The 19,531-nt window shown below is 36.8% G+C and carries 19 protein-coding genes; 15 read left to right on the top strand and 4 right to left on the bottom strand.

The genetic code is table 11. The features are described from left to right. Window positions 1-48: 48 nt before the first annotated feature. On the bottom strand, window positions 49-498 hold the full coding sequence (locus ACIQXW_RS17780; RefSeq protein ID WP_402764494.1) for an AraC family transcriptional regulator: 450 nt from the start codon (window positions 496-498) through the stop codon (window positions 49-51). 166 nt (window positions 499-664) lie between these two features. Here ACIQXW_RS17780 and ACIQXW_RS17785 point away from each other — a divergent pair, with 166 nt between their 5' ends. Beyond that, on the top strand, window positions 665-1,306 hold the full coding sequence (locus ACIQXW_RS17785) for a hypothetical protein (RefSeq protein ID WP_402764338.1): 642 nt from the start codon (window positions 665-667) through the stop codon (window positions 1,304-1,306). A 397-nt stretch (window positions 1,307-1,703) separates the two neighbouring features. On the opposite strand, the gene ACIQXW_RS17790 is transcribed toward ACIQXW_RS17785, so the two are convergent. After that, window positions 1,704-2,603 carry a 3-hydroxyacyl-CoA dehydrogenase gene (locus ACIQXW_RS17790; RefSeq protein WP_402764341.1) on the bottom strand — a complete coding sequence of 300 codons (900 nt, stop codon included), beginning with the start codon at window positions 2,601-2,603 and terminating at the stop codon, window positions 1,704-1,706. Between the two features lie 470 nt (window positions 2,604-3,073). Between ACIQXW_RS17790 and ACIQXW_RS17795 the strand changes: the two genes are divergently transcribed. Next, a complete protein-coding gene (locus tag ACIQXW_RS17795; RefSeq protein ID WP_402764344.1) occupies window positions 3,074-4,132 on the top strand; it encodes an S-layer homology domain-containing protein in 1,059 nt (352 codons plus the stop codon). A gap of 136 nt (window positions 4,133-4,268) precedes the next feature. Here ACIQXW_RS17795 and ACIQXW_RS17800 read toward each other — a convergent pair whose 3' ends face one another. Beyond that, on the bottom strand, window positions 4,269-4,955 hold the full coding sequence (locus tag ACIQXW_RS17800; protein ID WP_401020168.1) for a ZIP family metal transporter: 687 nt from the start codon (window positions 4,953-4,955) through the stop codon (window positions 4,269-4,271). Between the two features lie 283 nt (window positions 4,956-5,238). Here ACIQXW_RS17800 and ACIQXW_RS17805 point away from each other — a divergent pair, with 283 nt between their 5' ends. The 3 genes from ACIQXW_RS17805 (at window position 5,239) to ACIQXW_RS17815 (ending at window position 9,720) form a co-directional block, all read left to right on the top strand. After that, window positions 5,239-5,943 carry a tryptophan-rich sensory protein gene (locus tag ACIQXW_RS17805; protein WP_402764347.1) on the top strand — a complete coding sequence of 235 codons (705 nt, stop codon included), beginning with the start codon at window positions 5,239-5,241 and terminating at the stop codon, window positions 5,941-5,943. Between the two features lie 146 nt (window positions 5,944-6,089). Next, window positions 6,090-7,778: an FAD-binding protein gene (locus ACIQXW_RS17810; RefSeq protein ID WP_402764350.1), complete on the top strand. Its 1,689-nt coding sequence runs from the start codon at window positions 6,090-6,092 to the stop codon at window positions 7,776-7,778. 253 nt (window positions 7,779-8,031) lie between these two features. Further along, window positions 8,032-9,720: a GNAT family N-acetyltransferase gene (locus tag ACIQXW_RS17815; protein ID WP_402764352.1), complete on the top strand. Its 1,689-nt coding sequence runs from the start codon at window positions 8,032-8,034 to the stop codon at window positions 9,718-9,720. A gap of 75 nt (window positions 9,721-9,795) precedes the next feature. On the opposite strand, the gene ACIQXW_RS17820 is transcribed toward ACIQXW_RS17815, so the two are convergent. Beyond that, on the bottom strand, window positions 9,796-10,401 hold the full coding sequence (locus ACIQXW_RS17820) for an NUMOD4 domain-containing protein (RefSeq protein ID WP_401019791.1): 606 nt from the start codon (window positions 10,399-10,401) through the stop codon (window positions 9,796-9,798). A 201-nt stretch (window positions 10,402-10,602) separates the two neighbouring features. On the opposite strand from ACIQXW_RS17820, the gene ACIQXW_RS17825 reads away from it, so the two are divergent. The 10 genes from ACIQXW_RS17825 (at window position 10,603) to ACIQXW_RS17870 (ending at window position 19,425) form a co-directional block, all read left to right on the top strand. After that, on the top strand, window positions 10,603-10,806 hold the full coding sequence (locus ACIQXW_RS17825) for a helix-turn-helix transcriptional regulator (protein ID WP_340822660.1): 204 nt from the start codon (window positions 10,603-10,605) through the stop codon (window positions 10,804-10,806). A 2-nt stretch (window positions 10,807-10,808) separates the two neighbouring features. Beyond that, entirely contained in the window at window positions 10,809-11,111 is a 303-nt protein-coding gene (locus tag ACIQXW_RS17830; RefSeq protein ID WP_340822661.1) for a hypothetical protein, read from the top strand. Window positions 11,112-11,150: 39 nt separating this feature from the next. Then, a complete protein-coding gene (locus ACIQXW_RS17835; RefSeq protein ID WP_401019789.1) occupies window positions 11,151-11,603 on the top strand; it encodes an SACOL1771 family peroxiredoxin in 453 nt (150 codons plus the stop codon). Between the two features lie 162 nt (window positions 11,604-11,765). Beyond that, the gene (locus ACIQXW_RS17840; protein WP_401019787.1) at window positions 11,766-12,401 is read left to right on the top strand and encodes a sugar transferase; all 636 of its coding nucleotides are present in this window, start codon (window positions 11,766-11,768) and stop codon (window positions 12,399-12,401) included. Window positions 12,402-12,419: 18 nt separating this feature from the next. Then, window positions 12,420-13,544: a glycosyltransferase family 4 protein gene (locus tag ACIQXW_RS17845; RefSeq protein WP_402764355.1), complete on the top strand. Its 1,125-nt coding sequence runs from the start codon at window positions 12,420-12,422 to the stop codon at window positions 13,542-13,544. After that, on the top strand, window positions 13,537-15,219 hold the full coding sequence (locus ACIQXW_RS17850; protein ID WP_402764358.1) for a GNAT family N-acetyltransferase: 1,683 nt from the start codon (window positions 13,537-13,539) through the stop codon (window positions 15,217-15,219). Before ACIQXW_RS17845 ends, ACIQXW_RS17850 begins: the two co-directional genes overlap by 8 nt. Beyond that, the gene (locus tag ACIQXW_RS17855) at window positions 15,200-15,946 is read left to right on the top strand and encodes a hypothetical protein (RefSeq protein ID WP_402764361.1); all 747 of its coding nucleotides are present in this window, start codon (window positions 15,200-15,202) and stop codon (window positions 15,944-15,946) included. The genes ACIQXW_RS17850 and ACIQXW_RS17855 overlap by 20 nt, the downstream gene beginning before the upstream one ends. Further along, complete coding sequence (locus ACIQXW_RS17860; protein ID WP_402764364.1) at window positions 15,934-16,950, top strand: polysaccharide deacetylase family protein; 1,017 nt, start codon at window positions 15,934-15,936, stop codon at window positions 16,948-16,950. The genes ACIQXW_RS17855 and ACIQXW_RS17860 overlap by 13 nt, the downstream gene beginning before the upstream one ends. A gap of 206 nt (window positions 16,951-17,156) precedes the next feature. Next, window positions 17,157-18,425 (top strand): imidazolonepropionase, encoded by a 1,269-nt coding sequence (gene hutI, locus ACIQXW_RS17865; protein WP_402764496.1) that lies wholly within the window; start codon window positions 17,157-17,159, stop codon window positions 18,423-18,425. A 1-nt stretch (window position 18,426) separates the two neighbouring features. Next, window positions 18,427-19,425, top strand: coding sequence for an agmatinase family protein (locus tag ACIQXW_RS17870; protein ID WP_402764367.1), 999 nt, complete (start codon window positions 18,427-18,429; stop codon window positions 19,423-19,425). Window positions 19,426-19,531: the final 106 nt, after the last annotated feature.

Consider the following 19,531-nt stretch of genomic DNA (forward strand, 5'->3'; position numbering starts at 1 on the left):
ACTAACAACAACTTATTGTTAAATGGAAGATGGAAATATTAAGTTTCGTTACTGAATAGGAACTAATATTTCACATAGATGATTTTCAATCATTTGCGAGGTATATCTTTCAATTATTGGTTGTTGTCTAATGGATAGATTATGTTTTGCGATTTCAGAAAAAATATTGCCCCAAAATTCGCTGACTGCCTCTTTCGTATGGTCTAATAGGAAAACCGCATATTTCCCTCCAGTGAATGTACCAACCTGAGCAGGCTTTGCCACATGATAATCGTTTTGAATAATGGCGCAAACATCATAACGACATTCTTCTTTCGGTGTAACTGCTGGATTATCTTGTGGTATAGCTAAAATTGGTGAATTATCAAATACTCCATTTTCCAGTACCCATTGCTTAAAGGATTCCATTAGTTCTTTGTTTTGCTTTTCACCATATTCACCGACGTTTCTAAAAAAGGCAATTCTTGATTCTGCTAATTCTTCAATAGTTATTTTCATCATTTCATCCCCCTTCCTAAGTAAAGGTAATATGATTAAAAATGTTTCTCAAGTGCTTATTAAAAGTATTTTTTGTGGAACTTACGCTAGTGGTAACAAAAGAGACTTTCGGTTAGGGCATTTTTTATATCTTCGATGACATACCTTCTTAAGTAGGAGGGATAACATGTTCAAAAGGAAATGGATTCTTGTAGGAACACTTACTATGGTAATAATTATAGTTAGCCTAGTCGCTAGACTTTTTGAGGTGGATAGTTCTGAAAATAAAGAGGCGCAGCAATCTTTCGTTACTAAAGAAGAGTTAAGTATTGCTAAATTGAAAGAAAAACTGCATGAAATATATGTTGGAGTTGATGTGAAAACGACGACAAAGAAAGAATTGGTGTTACAAGTTGTGGCGGATGAAGATTATTTTAATTTTGTTAAAAAAGATATGGAGCCGATTGCCAAACGTGTTATGGAAACTTCACCATTTAAGGACTATACAGTTATTTTTGAAAGGTGGGAGTTTACAACAGAAAATGAAGGAAAAAAACTAATAGATAAAGAATTATCCTATTTTTTAAAAGCTATTGTAGAAGGTCTTAAAGAATTTGATGTATTTAAAAATGTAACGACGGATCAACACACCTTTATCACTGTTCAAACTTCTATCATTGGTTCGGAGAAAGATGCACAAAAGGTAGCATTAGAAATGGAAGAAATCATATATGGAATTTTACGTTCACAAGAGAGAAATGAAGTAACGCCGATAAATGAATTTCAGGTTAAAGTAGTGAATTCGCAAGGGGAAGTATTAAATGAGTAGAAGATAGAATTGTTTGAGTGCCTGACACTTAGCTCCTGCATAGTACGGGCTCCTGAAATCGTAAAAATCCACTACGCTTTCCGCGGGCACGACGTAAGCCGCAACCCTCGCTGACGCGCGGCTTGTTGCGTCTTACGTTCCGTGCGTTCCCGCAGGAGTCTCCGTGGATTTTTACTAAGTAAATCCTTCTGGCAGTGTTATTTAGATACAAAATTGTTTGGGTGCCTGACACTTAGTCTCGGCACTTAGTTTCACACTTAGCTCCTGCATAGTACGGGCTCCTAAAATCGTAAAAATCCACTGCGCTTTCTGGAGACGCAGTGGATTTTTATTATGTTAGTCATCAAATACATGACTAGCGTAGTAAATTGTAGTGAATTGTTTGAGTGGCAGGCACTTATCCTTTAAGGAAATCAGGTTTTGAGAAGCTTGGGTTTGGATATTTGTAGAATCCTTCTCCTGTTGCTCGTCCTAATTTGCCTTTGTCGATATACTCTGTTTTTAACAAGTTAGAAAGCTTTTTCATGTTTTCATCACCAGTTGCAGCAGCTTTTGCCTCGACAATGTTATGAGCGGTATTGATACCTACAACGTCTAAAATAGCAAATGGTCCAAGAGGAGCACCTGTCCCAATCATCCAAGTTTTGTCGATTGTTTCAGGATCAGATACTTCTTTTACTAATAGCATTTCAGCTGCATCTAAAAATGGCACGAGTAGAGAGTTTAAAATATAGCCAGGTTGTTCTTTATATAATGTTAGTGGCACCATTCCAATAGCACGAGCAAATTCAACGACCTCATCAAATACTTTCATATCTGTACCTGGATGTTTCATAATCTCAGCTGTATTGTTTACCCAAATTGTATTAGCAAAATGTAATGCTAAAAATTTCTCAGGGCGACCTGTAGCTTCAGCAAATTGGCTTGGTAATAAAGTAGATGAGTTAGTTGCGAAAATTGTTTTTGCTGGGGCAACTTTGCCAAGGTTTGTGTAAAATTCTGTTTTAATTTTTACAACCTCAGGAATCGCTTCGATAACAAGATCTGCGTTTGCTACAGCCTCTTCTAAGTCACTTTTAAATGAAAGACGCGCATAAGCAGCATCTACTTCTTCCTGTGTCGCACCCAAATCGTGTTGGTATAATGGTTTTAACTTTGTAATGCGATCCTGCGCATTTTTTAAAGCTTCGTCATTAATATCGTACACAGTAACGTTAAATCCCTTAAAAGCAGACTGATAAGCAATTTGACTTCCTAAAACGCCACTTCCTGCTACAGTAATGTTTTGATAGTTCATCTGAATTCCTCCTCTGATATTGTTACGTTAGTATAATAGTTTTGATGTAGAATAATTTTCTTATTACAATTTCATACTACTTCTTTCGTTGAATGAAAATCAAATTATAAACTCAATTATTATAATGATATAAAAATATGTCCGATTTCTACTTAAATTTATACGCTTCAAGTATGTGCTTATTGAGAATAAAAATAACCGTTAGCCTTAATAATTTTAAAAGGAGACTTTAGGAACATATACGGTAGTACAAATGAATTATTATTAATTATTTGGATTTGTAGGGTATTTTTGTCTTTTATTAATAATATCTTCAAGTATTTAGACTTAGAAGTGTAAAGATTTAGTCGGAGTAAATTGATTTGCAAAAATAGGGCTATTTTATAATTTTCAATAATTTACATATATTTATAGATTTGTTAATAGGTGTTTTAGTACACTGAAGTTATGAATTGAAAGGGGTAAGGGGAATGAAGAAAACAATTTTAGCTGGAGCCTTAAGTATTGCATGTTTTACAGGAGGTTTTGGCTTACAAGCATATGCACAAGAAAAAGTCGATGTTGCAAACATTATTCATCCTAAACAAGTCGTTGCATCGACTAATCAAGTACAATCGATGTCCTATCAAGATATTTACAAAATGTTTTTACTTTTTAAGCTAGTCAATGAGGATGATGATGTAACAATAGTTACATCTAAAGATAGCATTATTATAAAAATGTCCCTTATAGGATTAATGGCATCCTACACAGATGGGACAAACTTATTCCCAGAAGGTGAACAGGCATTACAAGAAAACTTTGATGAGTTTAAAAAGCTGTATGGTGATGCGATTCAAATGCGCATTACTCAATCTGGTAATGGCTTCAAGGCTGAAATTTTTACAGCGGGGAAATGGGAAGCAGCAAGTAATACAGATATGGGTGATTTAATTACGGTATTAAACCGTGCTGACCTTGATTTAAAACCAGGTGGGTATTTTACAGATGCGATTGGCCATTGGGCTGAAAGCTATATCCAATTGCTTTATCAGGCTGGAATCGTAACTGGTACTACTGATACAACTTTCAATCCGAACGGACAAGTAACACGTGGTCAATTAGCTGCGATGATTTTCCGTGCTTCAGGATTAGATGTAAATGAAGATTATGAAGGACCTGCTTCTTACAAAGATATGCAAGGTTTCTGGGGAGCTAAGGAAGTAGCGATTTTACAAGAGTACGGGTTACTCGAAATTTTCGATGGTAATTATTTTGAGCCAAACAAACCTGCTACACGTGAAGAGATGGCTCATGTTACGGCAAGTTACTTAGAAGCAATGGAATTCGATATCGCAAAGGCTAACAAAAATAATACCTTTACGGATAAGGATCAAATGCGTAAGGAAGCTGTGGAATCTATTGGTTTATTACAGCAATTGGGAATTATTGAAGGTGCAAGTGGCAAGTTTAATCCAAAAGGCAATCTGACTCGTGCGCAGTTTTCTAAAATTTTATCACTTACGTTGATGACAGTGAGTGAAGAGTAATACATCCTGTAGACTAAGCCAAATTTAAAATGTAAAAATCCACTTCGCAGTGCTTTGTTAGGCGAAGTGGATTTTTTACATTTTTTCTAAGTGACAGTCACCCAAACAATTCTGGAAATTCAAACAAAATAAGTGCTTAGCCTACAAATGTATGAAACATATAGCTTAAAAAATAGCCGAATAAAGTATATGTCATAAAGGATTTTAAGGTTACTGATCGAACATGATGCAAAATAAATTCTGAAATACTAGCCGTGCCGATTAATCCTATTGAGAGGCCCATTAACATTCCTTGTGCCTTAATTGTTAAATTCCAATATTGACCAATGAAAACGAAAAATACAAAGAATATCGAAAATCCGATGAAATAAATGAATAGTTTCCATAGTCTTCCGCTTTGTGAAAGAGATGCTGTTGTAAGTGCAAACCCTTCCGGAAGATGATGAAGAATGATTGATGCTGTCATTGTAATACTAAGGGCGGAATTACCAAGTAAGTTTCCAATAGTAAGACTAATAGGAATTGTATGGATGACCATTGCTATTGCAAGCAAAGAAACGGAGGAGTTTTGATGATTTGTAGGGTGAAATAAACTACTAAGTAATTGAAATATTAAATAGCCAATAAGTATGCCTAATAGTATGCCAAAAGACTTGTACATTTGAAAAGAGGAGGGAATGATATCTAGTACGAGCAATCCTACTAAAAAACCACCACATAATAATGATAAACCTTGGGTTGTATGTTGAAACAGCTTAGAGAAAACCCAAGCGATTGTTCCACCTATGCTAACGCTGAAAAAAAGAAATCCACCAAGTATCATTGCACTCAACTGCGAAATTCCTCCGCCCTATAATAAACTGAAGTCCGTTTTACAAAATATATGCAACGTAAAGGGTTATATGATGGGGCACAGTTAAAATAAATGACCACGTTTGCATTTAAATAATGAAAACTATACACGCAAATCGAAACAGTGCGTACAAAAGAAATGAAGCTGGATACTAAGCAATCCTAAAAAGATTTCATTTTTTTAAATAGGGTAGTTATATTTATGAATTAATTAGTTATATAGTAGCTTAATTATGATAATAGGGGGGATTGCAATGAAATGGGCTGCACTTTTGAGCTTTTTAATCATGATTACTGTTAATGTTATAGCAAGTACAATAGGTATTAATGGCAAAACAACAGGAGAAGTATCTAACCAACTACAGGTGCTGTTTATGCCAGCAGGCTATGTTTTTTCTATATGGCTTGTTATTTATATAGTTTTAGGAATATGGCTTGTTATTCATTTATTCCGGAAGAAAGCCAATCAAGAGACAGCCATCATAAGTCTTGTAACGTCAACTTGTCTGTATAATATTGCTTGGCTTTTATGTTGGCATTATGAATACTTTTCGTTATCGATCGTCATGATGATTGGACTTCTAGTCAGTTTAATTTTTATTTATAGAAGTTATCCGAAAGGGGACACCCGTTTTGCAGGGAGATTACCTTTTTCGATTTACTTGGGCTGGATTAGTGTTGCCTTAATGGCGAATATTAGTTATGTTCTGACGTACTATCAGTGGGATGGCTTTGGTATATCAGATGTATGGTGGGCAAATTTGTTGCTTTTCGTTGCCACATGTCTTGCTATTTATATTCGCTATGTTGAAGTAGATTTTTTGTTTCCAATAGTTATTATTTGGGCTTTTATCGGCATTGCTGTGAAAAATGGGGTAGATGCTGGAAGCTTATTTTATATGCCTTTACTGTATAGTGCTGTGCTTGTTATATGGATTTTTATCGGAAAGCGAAGATAATGAAGCGTCACTGTATACGTAAAGTATTATTTGGAAAAAAGAGGTTGTATTAAATTGACTGAATATTACTTTAATTCTATACTTTTGAATAGAAATACTAGATTCATTGATTTAGTCAACTACTAATGAAGGTGAGGAATGTAAGTATGAAATGGGATGCGAGTTATGATGTAGTAGTAGTAGGATCAGGCGCTGCAGGTTTGACAGCAGGACTAACAGCAAAGTTGCAAGGGATGAAATCATTAGTCATTGAAAAAACTGATCGTTACGGTGGAGCATCTGCCCTATCGGGTGGAGCACTATGGATTCCAAATAATCATGTCATTAAAGGTGCAGGTGTTCCTGACACGCATGAACTAGCACGTTTGTACTTAGATTCAACTATTGGTGATCGTGTGCCAACCACATTAAAAGAGGCTTATATAACGCAAGGACCTGAAATGTTAATGTTTTTAAATCATCATACTAATCACATGCGTTTCCAATATGCTACAGGCTATTCGGATTATTATCCTGAAAAACCAGGTGGCCTTTCACAAGGGCGCTCTATTGAGCCACTTATTTTTGATTTGCAGAAGATGGGAACTTTAGCTGATACGATGCGCCGGTCTACTATGTCGACTAAAGGCTTCACGATGAATAGCTATGAATTCCATAAGGTAAATATGATAAGACGTACAATGAAAGGAAAAACAACAGCACTAAAACTAGGGATGCGCTTAGTGAAGTCTAAAATAACAGGTAGTGAGCCTGTAGCGTTAGGACAATCATTAATTGCACGCTTACGTATGTCACTTGCAGAAGCGAATGGGGAGTTATGGGTTTCGACGGCATTTAAAGATTTTATCGTAAAGAATAATCGCGTGATTGGTTTAATCGTAGAACGGGATGGACAAGAAATGCAGATTGAAGCCAAACAAGGTGTAGTGCTTTCATCTGGTGGCTTTTCACACAATCAAGCGTACCGAGAGAAATATTTGCCTTCCCCAACCAATGCCAAGTGGACATCGACTCCAGAAGGACAAACAGGTGATTGTATTGAACCAAGCGTTAAAATTGGGGGAACGTTAGATTTAATGGATAAAGTATGGGGGGCGCCTTCAGTATTAGATCCGGAAGGTCATCCATTCTTTTTAGTAGCAGACCGTGGGGTACCGAATATGATGGTGGTAGACAATTTAGGCAATCGTTTTTTAAATGAAGCTGCCCCTTATCATGAGTTTGTAGATAATATGTTTGCACATCATAAAAAAACGAATACTGGAATACCTTCGTGGATTCTTATTGATGCAACTGCGAAGAGTCGATATATATTTACAGGTTTGTTCCCTGGACAAGCTTTCCCAAAAAGCTGGTTTGACAATGATATTGTGAAAAGTGGGAAAACAATAGAGGAATTGGCAAGTCAAATGGGTGTACCATCAGAAAATTTAATTGAAACGGTTGCGCGTTTTAATACATTTGCACGTAATGGACACGATGATGATTTCAATCGAGGGGAAAGTGCTTACGATAACTATTACGGTGATCCTACATTAAAAAACCCAAATTTAGCTGAATTGAAGGATGCACCTTATTATGCACTACGGTTATATCCAGGCGATATTGGCACGAAGGGGGGGCTCGTTATAGATGAACATGCTAGGGTTGTAAAGAAGGACGGAACACCAATTGAAGGCTTGTATGCGTCTGGTAATTGCTCCGCTTCGATAATGGGCGAAACCTATCCAGGACCGGGTGCTACACTAGGACCAGGAATGACGATGAGCTATATCGCAACGTCACATATGGCGAAAAGTTGTAAACAAGAAATAGCAACTCTTATTGAAGCTTAATTTGTACTATATAAAAACCTTCTTCTTCTTTCGATAAGGAGGTTTTTTTGTCTCGAGAAGTATATGTGGAATGCCTTTTTACTAATGGAATCAGGCTATTGGTATGTGCAATCGTTCTAATTTTGTTCGTTTTTGAATATAGTGGCTACTGGGTGAAGAAATAGGACAGTACATTGAAATGCTAAAAACAATAACTGGGTTATAAGGAAGGCAATGCTTTGTTATTGAAAGTGAAAAAGGAGTGACTACACACGTGCTAGAGTATAGACTCGTGACAACGATTAACGAGCTAGAGACATATAAGGATACTTGGTCTGAAATACTTGAACGTGAAAAAAACGATAATCCTTTTATAGAATATGAATGGATTTCGACGTGGTGGATGATAGTTGGGCACGATGTGAATGTGGAAATTTACATTGTTGAGCATAAGGGGGAAGCTATAGCATTTTTCCCGTTAGTTCATACAAGAAGATTTAGTAGTATCCATCAATTTAGCTTTTTAGGACAAGGACTTGCCTCTTATATGGAGGTAATTGCCGAAAAAAGATGGAAAGAGCAGGCTGTGCATTATTTATTAAAGGAACTTACAAGCAAATTTTCCCGAGTCCTCTTCGTATTACATGGTTTACTGGAAAGTAAGGATACATCTCAAATATTAGAAAAATATACGTTAGCACATCAATTGCCCTATTCAGTTTTTCGTGTTGTCACGCCTTATATAGATTTTAAGTCGATTGAATTACCCGATTTTTTAGCGCAGCATAAGCGAAGATTAAAGAGTATTAATCGTCGAGAAAAGCGGTTGAAGGAATTTGGAAACATAACTTATCAAAAAGCACATGCTGGAAGTTTAGATAATATGTTTCGATTGTTTGAAAGAAGATGGCAAAAGAAAATGGATACGAGTGGATTTACAGACGAACGAACGAAGGCATTTTTTGAACAGCTTGCAATGCAGCAAAATGGAGCACTATGTTTAAAAGTTCATAGTTTGCAATTTGAGAATACTTGGATTGGCTTTACATTAGATATTTGTTGTCGAGGGAGAAATTTTTGTCATGCTATGGGGCATGAACCTGATTTCAATATGTTTGGACCTGGACGTTTAATTGAAAAGGAAAATATGCTAAAGGCACAAAGTATGAACTTTCGTCTATACGATTTTGGTGTTGGGTATGAGCCTTATAAGTTTGACTGGTATACACATTTAGATTTTACAAGAAAATTTATTATGAGTACTACAGGGATGAGGGAACAAGCGCTTCGTAATGTAATGGTGCTGCAAGAATCGATGTTAGCCATGGTGAAAACAAATCGCAGGATTGTAGAGTGGAAACGTAATACATTAGGAGAATTACGATACTTGTTCACAAAAGCCAATATGAATGAGTGGTTTTCGATGCTGAAATGTAAGGTTTTTAATGGACATGTATTTAATATTTATTATTTAGATGAAAAAATGTGCCACAATAAATCTAACTTCCAGGAAATAAATATTCAATCGGTGCTCGACCACAATCAGCGAACTGAGCTCCTTGCTCATTATTTTAAAGGCTATAAGCTCTATGGACAGAAACAGGAAATTTCATTTTTGCGACATGATAAATTAATCCAAGAGGAAGCGGATGGGTTTATGCAAGAATTGCCACCAAATACTACATATATTAAAAATTATGAACTACCTAAACTCCAAATTATTGTAGATGAAGTGCAACGAGAAGGGCGTGCAATTTGTACCTCGGCTAATTGGTTTGAGTGGCGAAAGCGTAGGACGTTGAATGCATTAGGTTTTCGAAGGGTAGAACGTGTATGGGTAAATCAACTGTTGAAGTGGAAAAAAGTGCATCGTCAAGAAAAGAAATGGGTGAAATTTTTTTCAAAACAAGGACAGCAATCAGAACATAGCTGGCACCTAGCACTACTTTCCTTTCTAATATAACAAAAAATCCTTAGCGTCTGTTTATAGGCGCTGAGGATTTTTACTTGTCTCGACTTGGAGCTGTATATGCCCTTGTTAAAAGTGAATGCCTGGCTTGTCAATTAGCTTACAGCCTGTTCCGTATTTCGCTTTTAAGGCACCTTTAAAGTTTGTTTGTTCAAGCTCTGGGAATGCCTGCTTCCATAGTTCGAATACATTATGGTTTGATGCTGTGCCATCTTTTGTTAAACGGACAATATGAAAACCATATTCATCATTGCAACGAGCTAATGCACGATTTTCACGCACTGTAATAATGCGTCCGCTTTCAGTTATTTCATAGAGTTCTTCATAGCCAGCGATTGCACGGCTTTGTTCATCCAAATTAGCCGTTTTTATAACAGCTTTTTTAACAGACTTTTGTTCATTAGCCCCATTGGCAGGCGTTTCAGTTTTATTTTCCTCAGGAAGTTGCTCGACGATAATAAAATCCTTATTTGAAGCTTTATCACTCATCGTCGCCATTACGTTCATAATGGAACCTACATAATGCATTGGTTTTTCATTACCTTCTTCATATACGAAAATATTATAGTCGGTTTTATTAATCTTTTTTATAATAATATTTCCTGTTGAAATCGTAAAACCGATAAATTTGTTTTTATTAAGTGCTTGTAGTGCTTGTTGTTTAGTTAAAGTCATTACTAAATCTCCTAAATAATTGTTTTTTCTATTTTACCATAAAATAAGGCTCGCTGTTTTTCGATGGTTGTTGTTATACAAAGCGAGGAAGTTTTGTGTTGTTTTCCGAAAATTCGAGAAAAAATGTAAAGTATACTTTACAAATAAAAAATAGTAAAGTACACTTTACGTAAAGGTTGCTTTACATCGGGGTGGTGAAAAATGGAACAACGTATTAAAGAATTAAGAGCATCATTTGGCTGGACTCAAGAACAGCTATCCGAAAAACTAGGAGTTTCAAGGCAAACAATTATTTCTATAGAGAATGGTCGTTACAATCCATCTTTAGAACTTGCGTATAAAATCGCAAAATCATTTCAACTAAGTATTGAAGAAGTATTTATTTTTGAGAAAGGTAGTGATTAAATATGAGTTTGGAACAAATGTTAGGATTTCTTGGTATAGTGCTTGGCATTTCAGGAGGTCTTTTTGGACTTTGGTGGGGACGAAGGATGGCGGCACGTAAAAATGGACTCGATGAAAGATATGAAAAAATTACAGTAAGCTCACTAGCGAATGGGTGGAAAATAACGGTTATTTCCATTTATGCTCTATTTCTGTTGTTAATAGCAGGTGTTCAGTTATCTACCGCTCAAGCTTTAGGAATCCTTTTACTAATTCATATGGCTGGATGGGCATTTTCAACAGTATATTATAATTTGAAATATTAATTCCAGGTAATGGAAATAAAATAAAAAGGAGCTATGTAAATGCAGCACAAGTTTGGTATGAATTTATCATGGTCGCAAGGAAGAAATGGTACAGGGAACTTAACATCCACTAATTTGAATACAATCGTATCTATTCCTCGGGAAATGAATGGACCAGGAATCGGAACAAATCCAGATGAAATGTTATTAGGTGCTTCAGCAACTTGTTATTTAATTACATTTGCAGCATTACTGGAAAACGCCAAAATACCAGTTGAGGCATTGTCGATGGAGTCAGAAGGGTTTGTAGATGTAACGGATGGTGTTTTTACATATGAGAGAATTGTCCATAAACCAAATGTAAAAGTACCGCATCTAACCGAACGTGATGAAAATCTTATTAATCGGCTAGCTCAAAAAGCAGAACAAACGTGTATGATTAGTAAAGCATTAAAGGGAAATGTTCATATCGAATGTCACCTTCAAATTGAGCAGGTGTCTGATTTTCAGTAATTAACTTATTCTCTTGATTATTAAAGGAATTATGCCAAAAATTTTTCTGGTGTAATTCCTTTTGTCATATTTACAGGGTATTTGCTTTGTCTGAAATAGTTCTATAAATGGGCGAAATGAATATATAAAGTTAAGCACTAAAAAAATGTAAAGGATGATGTATTGCACGTACAGACAGCTGAGACAATCACATTTTACGGTCAGTATGGTAAACGAATTTTTGATATAGTCGGGGCATTTATTTTATTACTTATTACAATTCCTCTTATGTTAGGTGTACTCCTCCTATTATTCGTTACTACAGGACGCCCCATCTTTTTCAAACAAATTCGAACTGGTTACGAACATCAACGTTTTATCATTTGGAAATTAAGAACAATGGCTATTCAGGCAACACCTGTCAACATGCCTGTAATATGTACAGAAGGTATTCCAGATGATTACTATTTCAAAACTGACCAAGATACGCGCATTACAAAGGTAGGAGCAATATTACGTAAATTAAGCATCGATGAAATTCCGCAGCTTTTAAACGTATTAAAGGGGGATATGAGTATTGTTGGACCAAGGCCCGAAGTACCGACAATTACAAATAGTTACAGTGCGTTACAGGCACGCCGTTTGGAAGTAAAACCAGGTTTAACAGGGCTTGCACAAATTAACGGACGATCTAATATTTCGCATGGTCAAAAAATCTCCTATGACATTCATTATGTAGAAAACGTAACGTTTTGGATGGATTTAAAAATTGTTATGAAAACCTTTTTCGTCGTTCTAGGTAGAACAGGGGCTTACTAAAAGAGCAAGAGGTGAAGGATGCTGAAGATTGTTCAACTAATAACACGTATGGATAAAGTAGGAGGCGCTCAAAAACATGTGGAGGCACTTGCGATAAAGTTAAAGCAAGATGCCCATAAAGTTACGATTGTTACAGGTTATTATGATGCTTCATTATGGCGTTTACAAGATGAGCAAATTGATGTAATCAGTATTCCTGCCATGCAGCGGGCAATTCATCTAACAAAAGATATCCAAGCACTTTGGCAATTACGAGCTGCTTTTAAAAAAATACAGCCTGATGTCATTGCTACACACTCTTCTAAGGCAGGGGCAATTGGACGTATTATCGGTGGTCTTTTGCGCATTCCGACGATTTTTACCGCACATAGCTGGAGTTTTACAGAAGGAGTGCCACAAAAAAAGCAACTGATGTATCGCCAACTTGAAAAAACGGTCCAGCCATTAACAACTAAGATCATCACCGTTTCTGATTATGATCGTAAGTTGGCATTAACAAAAGGCATTGCACCTGCTCATAAAATGCAGACGGTTCATAATGGCATTGAACAATTAGAAACGAAAATAGCACCAAATAGAGTGGAAAATGAGCATTCGCAAATTGTTATGGTTGCTCGCTTTGAGGTGCCAAAAAGGCAAGATTTACTGTTGGAGGCTTTGATGGAGTTATCGGATATACCTTGGCACCTTCAATTTATTGGTGATGGTTCTTTGCGTCCCCAATTAGAAAGTTATGTTAAAGACAAAGGTTTTTCAGAGCGAGTTACGTTTTTAGGCAATCAATTAGATGTCACAAAATTGCTTGCTCAAAGTCATATCTTTGCACTGCTATCAGACTGGGAGGGTTTACCCATTTCAATTATTGAAGCGATGAGAGCAGGACTTCCTATCATTGCCACGAATGTTGGTGGAGTCAATGAGTTAGTGACTGATCAAGAAAATGGATTTTTAATTGCTCGTGACGATCCAAGCCTACTGAAAGAAAGGCTTAAACAGCTTTTAACGGATGAAACGCTATGTGAAAAAATGGGCGATATAAGTGAACGGCGTTTTTTACGTGATTTTACGTTTATTCCTATGTATCAAAAAACATTATCAATCTATGAACAGGCAATTTCAAAGTTTGCTAAAAAGGGTGATTAAATTGCAATTAATTCGCATTAGAACAGAAGATGAACTTATGTATTATAAGGGGATTTGGGATGAGATATTAGCGAATGAACACAATGATAATCCGTTTATTGAATATGCATGGTTTTATAACTGGTGGATTACTATTGGAAGAAAAGAGCGAATAGAGCTATATGCTGTGCAAAAGGATGAGGATATTATTGCATTTTTGCCATTTACGGTTCGAATGCTTTGGGGTGTTCGTCTATATGCCTTTACAGGTGAAAACATCGCTAATTATTCGGGTGTTATCGCAAGGAAAAAATGGCAATTGCCTGCTATAACATTTGTATTTGATGAGCTAATGAAAAAGCATCGTCATGTACTATTTTCATTTCATGGATTACTTGAAAGTAAAGAGTCCTCGAAGGCAATTGAACAGTATTTCGTAGAAAGGCAATTACCGCCACATATTTTCAGAGTAGTAACACCATACCTTACTTTTCAAGACGTCGATTTCAATAGCCATTTCAATAACCGTAAAAAAATGCATGGTATAGATCGAAGAGAAAAAAAGCTACGTAATTTAGGATCTTTACGGACAAAAACACCTGAACAAGAAGACCTTTGGCAAATGTTTAGATTATTTGATCGACGTTGGAAAAAAAAGATGGATACGAGCGGTTTTACAAAAGGCAAGAAAAGGGAATTTTTTGAACGCATTTTCCACCTTAAAGGGGAAGCGATGCAAGTAGAAGTAGACGCACTTGTTTTTGAAGATCAATGGCTTGCCTTTAACTATGGTATTTGCTGTCGAGGGCGCTATGTCACTTATGCACTCGGACATGAGCCGAACTTCAATATTTTTGGAATTGGTCGTTTACTTAATCAAACTACGATAAAGCGTACTTTTTCAGAAAATTATCATATGTTCGATATGAGTATTGGTTATGAGGCTTATAAATTTGATTGGCGCTCTGGCATCGATTTTACGAGGCGTATCGTTGCAAGTAGTAAAACAAAACGAGCAAAGGTTTTGCTTGGTTGGTTTGTAATGAAGGAACGTTTAAAGGAAATGCTGAAAAGTAGTCAGCGTTTCGTTGGATGGAAACGTCACACTCTTGGTGAACTGCGTTATTTAGTAAAGTATGGAAAAGCGAAAGATTGGCTAGAATATGGACAACAATTCGTTGAAAAGTTTGTTCGTTTTAAGCAAGTGGAATTGTACGAGTTATCCCCATCTGATCGGGTCGTTCCACAACAACCAGTAGGGGAGTTGTTTGAGGAAATGTCGATTCAAGAGGCAATGTCACTCGATCAGGAAGAGATTATTTCATTATTTTATAAGGGATATACCATTTATAAAGATTCCTTTGCACAGACGACGAAGCCTGCATTTGCATTACATACGAAAAACTTACGTGTGGATGCATTGCAAATCGTTGAATCGTTGCCTAAACAAACCTACTTTTTGAGCTACGATCTCTATAAAGAGATAGACGTTGTTACAGCATTTATTCAAAAAATAAAGCCAAATGAAACACTTTGGGTAACGGCAAGCTTTTGGCAATGGCGTAAGCGAAAACGATTGCAGCAATTAGGCTATAAACATATTTCTCGAATGAAGCATTTTAAATGTGCTCGTTATGAGCGCAATCATGTAGAAAATTACACAGAGAGTGGGGGCGGTGTTCATTCTATCCATTAGAAGTAAGCGATGGAATATCGCGATGCAGCATATTTACTTTGCAGAAAAGTTGGCAAATACTAGAAAGTCAATGAAGTTAGTTTGTCACACACATTCACTTGTTCCGAGCCGTAAGCTTGTTAAACGTGAAGCGGTTCATATTCCATTAACAAATCATGAGTGCTCGATGTATACAGCACTTTCGAAAAACAATCGAAAGTTGCTACGTCGCGCACAGGAAGAGCCCTATCAAGTATTTTTATATACAGAGCCTTCAGAAGAGAACTTACGAGCTTTTCAACAGTTTTATAATGATTTTGCAAAAAGGAAAAAAATTGAACAAATTACTAAATCGCAGATGGAATCCATTATGCTTTTAAATCAAAAAAACGCTTTGTTTTTGTCAGAAGTACGTAGTATATGTGGACAAACATTGTGTTATCGATTGGATATTGTACATGCACAAAAAGCGATGTCCTATTACGTAGCGACAAGTGATGCTTTATCATTGCCTGCCCATTTAAAGCGTCCATTACGTTATGCGAATCGTTTCTTATTATGGCACAATTTAATGTATTTAAAGCAGCAGGGATTTGTACTATACGATATGGGCGAGTTAACAGATGTCGAAACGATTCGTCAATTTAAATTGAGCTTCGGTGGACAAGTTGTTAACGTATATTCAGGCTACATCGCACAATCGAAAATGAGTGCGTTGTTATTGGGCGTGCAAAAGTGGAGAAAATAGCAAGCAATGCAAATCATGGTGGTTTAGTGATTTCACTGGACTTTGAGTTAAATTGGGGTGTTCATGATGTATTTCGGCATGGACAATATAATAAAAATTTATATGGTGTTCGTCAGGCATTACCTAAAATTTTGATGCTGTTTAAGCAATATGAAATACATGCGACATGGGCTACTGTAGGTTTATTATTTGCAGAATCTAAAGGTGAGATGGCTCATTACTTGCGAGGTATTCCAGTGAAATATAAACAAATGCGGTATGCAGCACATTCCCAACTTGCGAAAGTAGGGGAAAATGAGCAAGAAGATTCTTTGCACTTTGGCAAATCATTAATTGAAGAAATTATTCAAACACCCCATCAGGAAATTGGTAGTCATACATTTTCCCATTTTTATTGTTTAGAAAGTGGACAAACAGAAACGGACTTTCTTGCGGATTTACAAGCAATGAACATGATATGTGACGGGTATATTGAACCGATGAAGTCCATTGTTTTTCCACGTAATCAAGTGAATGATAATTATTTTGCAATTTGTCAGCAAGCAGGATTTGTTTGCTATAGAGGAAATGAACTACATGATTTATACAATCCTAAAAAGTTCACTAAAAAAAATCGACTATCTTTTGGTGTAATGAAATGGCTGGATAGCTATGTTAATGTAACTGGAAATCATATGGTAAGTCTAGAAGAGATGCAAGGGGATGCATTTATTAATGTTCGAGCAAGTGCATTTTTAAGACCATATAGTAGCTTGTTGCGTGCATTTGAGCACCTCAAGGTAAAACGAATTAAAGAAGGAATGCTTGCTGCTGCAAAGGAAGGGGCTTTTTATCATTTGTGGTGGCATCCGCATAACTTTGGAAAACATATTGATAAAAATTTGGCGATGCTTGAGGAGCTTTTGCAATATTATCAAGAATTACAGCAGGATTATAATTTTCAAAGCTATTCCATGCATGAGGTAGCCAGACTATGTAATGTAAGCAATAACATTTCTGAATAGAGTGTTATTGCTTTTTTATTTTAGTTGCTCAGAATTCATCCTCTACTTAATTGATGCTCTGCTTTTGTATAATTTTTAAGAGAATAAGAGGGAAATTACCTGAGCGTGACGAAGATGTAAGTTACTTCGTGTTAATTTAGAATTCTATATAGAACAAGCAGAAGGAAAGAAGTAGCTTTCTACATAACAAAGGGGAGTTAGGGATGATGGAAAAGCAACAAAGGCCGATTTGGATTCAAAATATTTCTCAATTAGTGACAGTTGCAAGTGATAAGAAGGGACCTCGTGTACGTGAAGAAATGCGAGAGCTCGGAATTATTGAAGGTGGAAGCGTCTGGATTGAAGATGGTACTATTCAAGATCTTGGTACGACTCGTGACATGATACTTAAATATTTACCCCGTGCAGACGAAGCAGAGATTGTAGATGCAACGGGAAAAATTGTAACACCAGGTTTGATTGATCCTCATACACATGTTGTTTTTGGTGGAAGTCGCGAGCATGAATTTGAGATGCGTTTAGAAGGTGCGAGCTATATGGACATTATGAATGCTGGGGGAGGCATTCATGCAACAACTCGAAAAATGCGTACATTGACAGAAGAACATATTTTCAATCAAACGACGAGACGCTTGGACTTATTTTTACAGCATGGTGTCACAACATTAGAAAGTAAAAGTGGCTACGGACTAGATTTAGAAAATGAGCTAAAGCAACTACGTGTTATGCAGCGCTTGCAAAAAAAGCACCCAGTGGACATTGTGCCAACCTTTATGGGAGCACATGCAGTACCGGAAGAATATCGAGACAACCCAGAGCAGTTTGTTGATTTAGTGATTGATGAAATGATTCCTGCAGTTGTTCAAGAAAACCTGGCAAAGTTTATTGATGTATTTTGTGAGGTCGATGTCTTTACACCGGAGCAATCAGAACGTATTTTATTGGCAGGCAAGGTGCAAGGGCTCATCCCTAAAATACACGCTGATGAAATTGAAGAAAATAAAGGTGCGCATGTTGCAGCAAAAGTAGGAGCTATTTCTGCTGAGCATTTATTAAAAGTTTCAGACGAAGGAATCGAAGAGCTTGCAAAATCGGGGGTTATTGCATGTTTATTACCAGCGACAGCATTGTATTTAGGAGAAAAACCGGCACGTGCTAGAGACATCATTGACGCAGGTGTGCCTGTAGCCATTTCGACTGATTGCAATCCTGGGTCCTCTCCAACCATTTCGCTTCCACTTGTAATGAACCTAGCATGTATCACAATGAAAATGACACCAGCAGAAAGCTTATGTGCGGCTACGTATAATGCTGCCTGTGCATTGCAAATTGAAGATCGTGTTGGCTCTATCGAAGTAGGAAAGCAAGCTGATTTAGTTTTATGGGATGTTCATAATCATCAAAAGCTACATTATATTTTTGGTGTGAATCATGTGAAAAAAGTTTGGAAAAAAGGCGTGAAGGTGGTAGGTTAAAATGTTCATCCAACCTGAATGGCAGTGGAAACAAGAAAATGGCTCAAGTATGCATCAGTGGATTAAGCAAAAACAAAATCCAACTGCAAACGATGTGGATATTATTGTGTATGGAGCATTATTATCATATGCAAGTGATCCATCCAAAAAAGCACAGTATCCTAATGCTTTTCGTAAGGCATGGTCCGGTTTCCAATCTTATAATTTAGACGAACAAGTAGATTTACGTGCATTAGCAATTGTTGATATTGGTGACGTAGCGATAGATCCGAAAAATCGAATGCTTTCGGAATCGGCAATAGAGGCGGCAGCGGAAAACTTAAGCATTGCCTATCAAAAAAGCTTCACATGCCTTATTGGTGGAGATCATGCAATTACAGCTTGTTCATTAAGAGGGATTAAAAATGCTTTTCCGAAAGATCGCATTGGCATTATTCAGCTTGATACACATTTAGATGCAAGAAATCAAGAAGAAATTGGTTTAGCGATGAATTCGCCAATTCATCAACTGATTGCATCAGGCGTTGTAGAGGGAAAGCATATTTATAATGTCGGCTTGCATGGCTTTTTTAATTCGCCTGAAATGATTTATTATGCCCGTGAGCAAGGAATGCATATGATTACGTTAAATCAAATGCGACGCGACGGTATACAGTTGACTATCCGTGAAATGTTGCGTCAGCTTATGCATGAAGTAGATAGAATTTATGTGTCCGTTGATTTAGACGCATTGGATATTACATTTGCGCCTGATGTACCTGCGGCTACGCCTGGTGGGTTAACAGCCTATGAATTATTTGATATTTTAAAGCTGATTGGCGAAAATGAGGGCGTACGTCATATTGATTTTATTTACGCTGATCCAAAGCATAATGACCTTCGTATAGAAACAGTTAAAACGGGCGTTACAGCATTTTTGCAATGGCTAACTGGCATTCAATTGGATCACCGCAATCGCATATCGAGGAAAGAAAAGGCAGGCTATGGGGCTACTCCATAGTCTGTTATTTGCATAAAGAAAAATATTTATTGACGTTGATTTCCGCTACAGACAGGCGCTTTCCGCGGGCACACCGTAAGCCGCAACCCTCGCTACGCGCGGTTTG

The sequence above is a fragment of the Lysinibacillus sp. NPDC097162 genome (assembly GCF_044762185.1).
Taxonomy (GTDB): domain Bacteria; phylum Bacillota; class Bacilli; order Bacillales_A; family Planococcaceae; genus Lysinibacillus.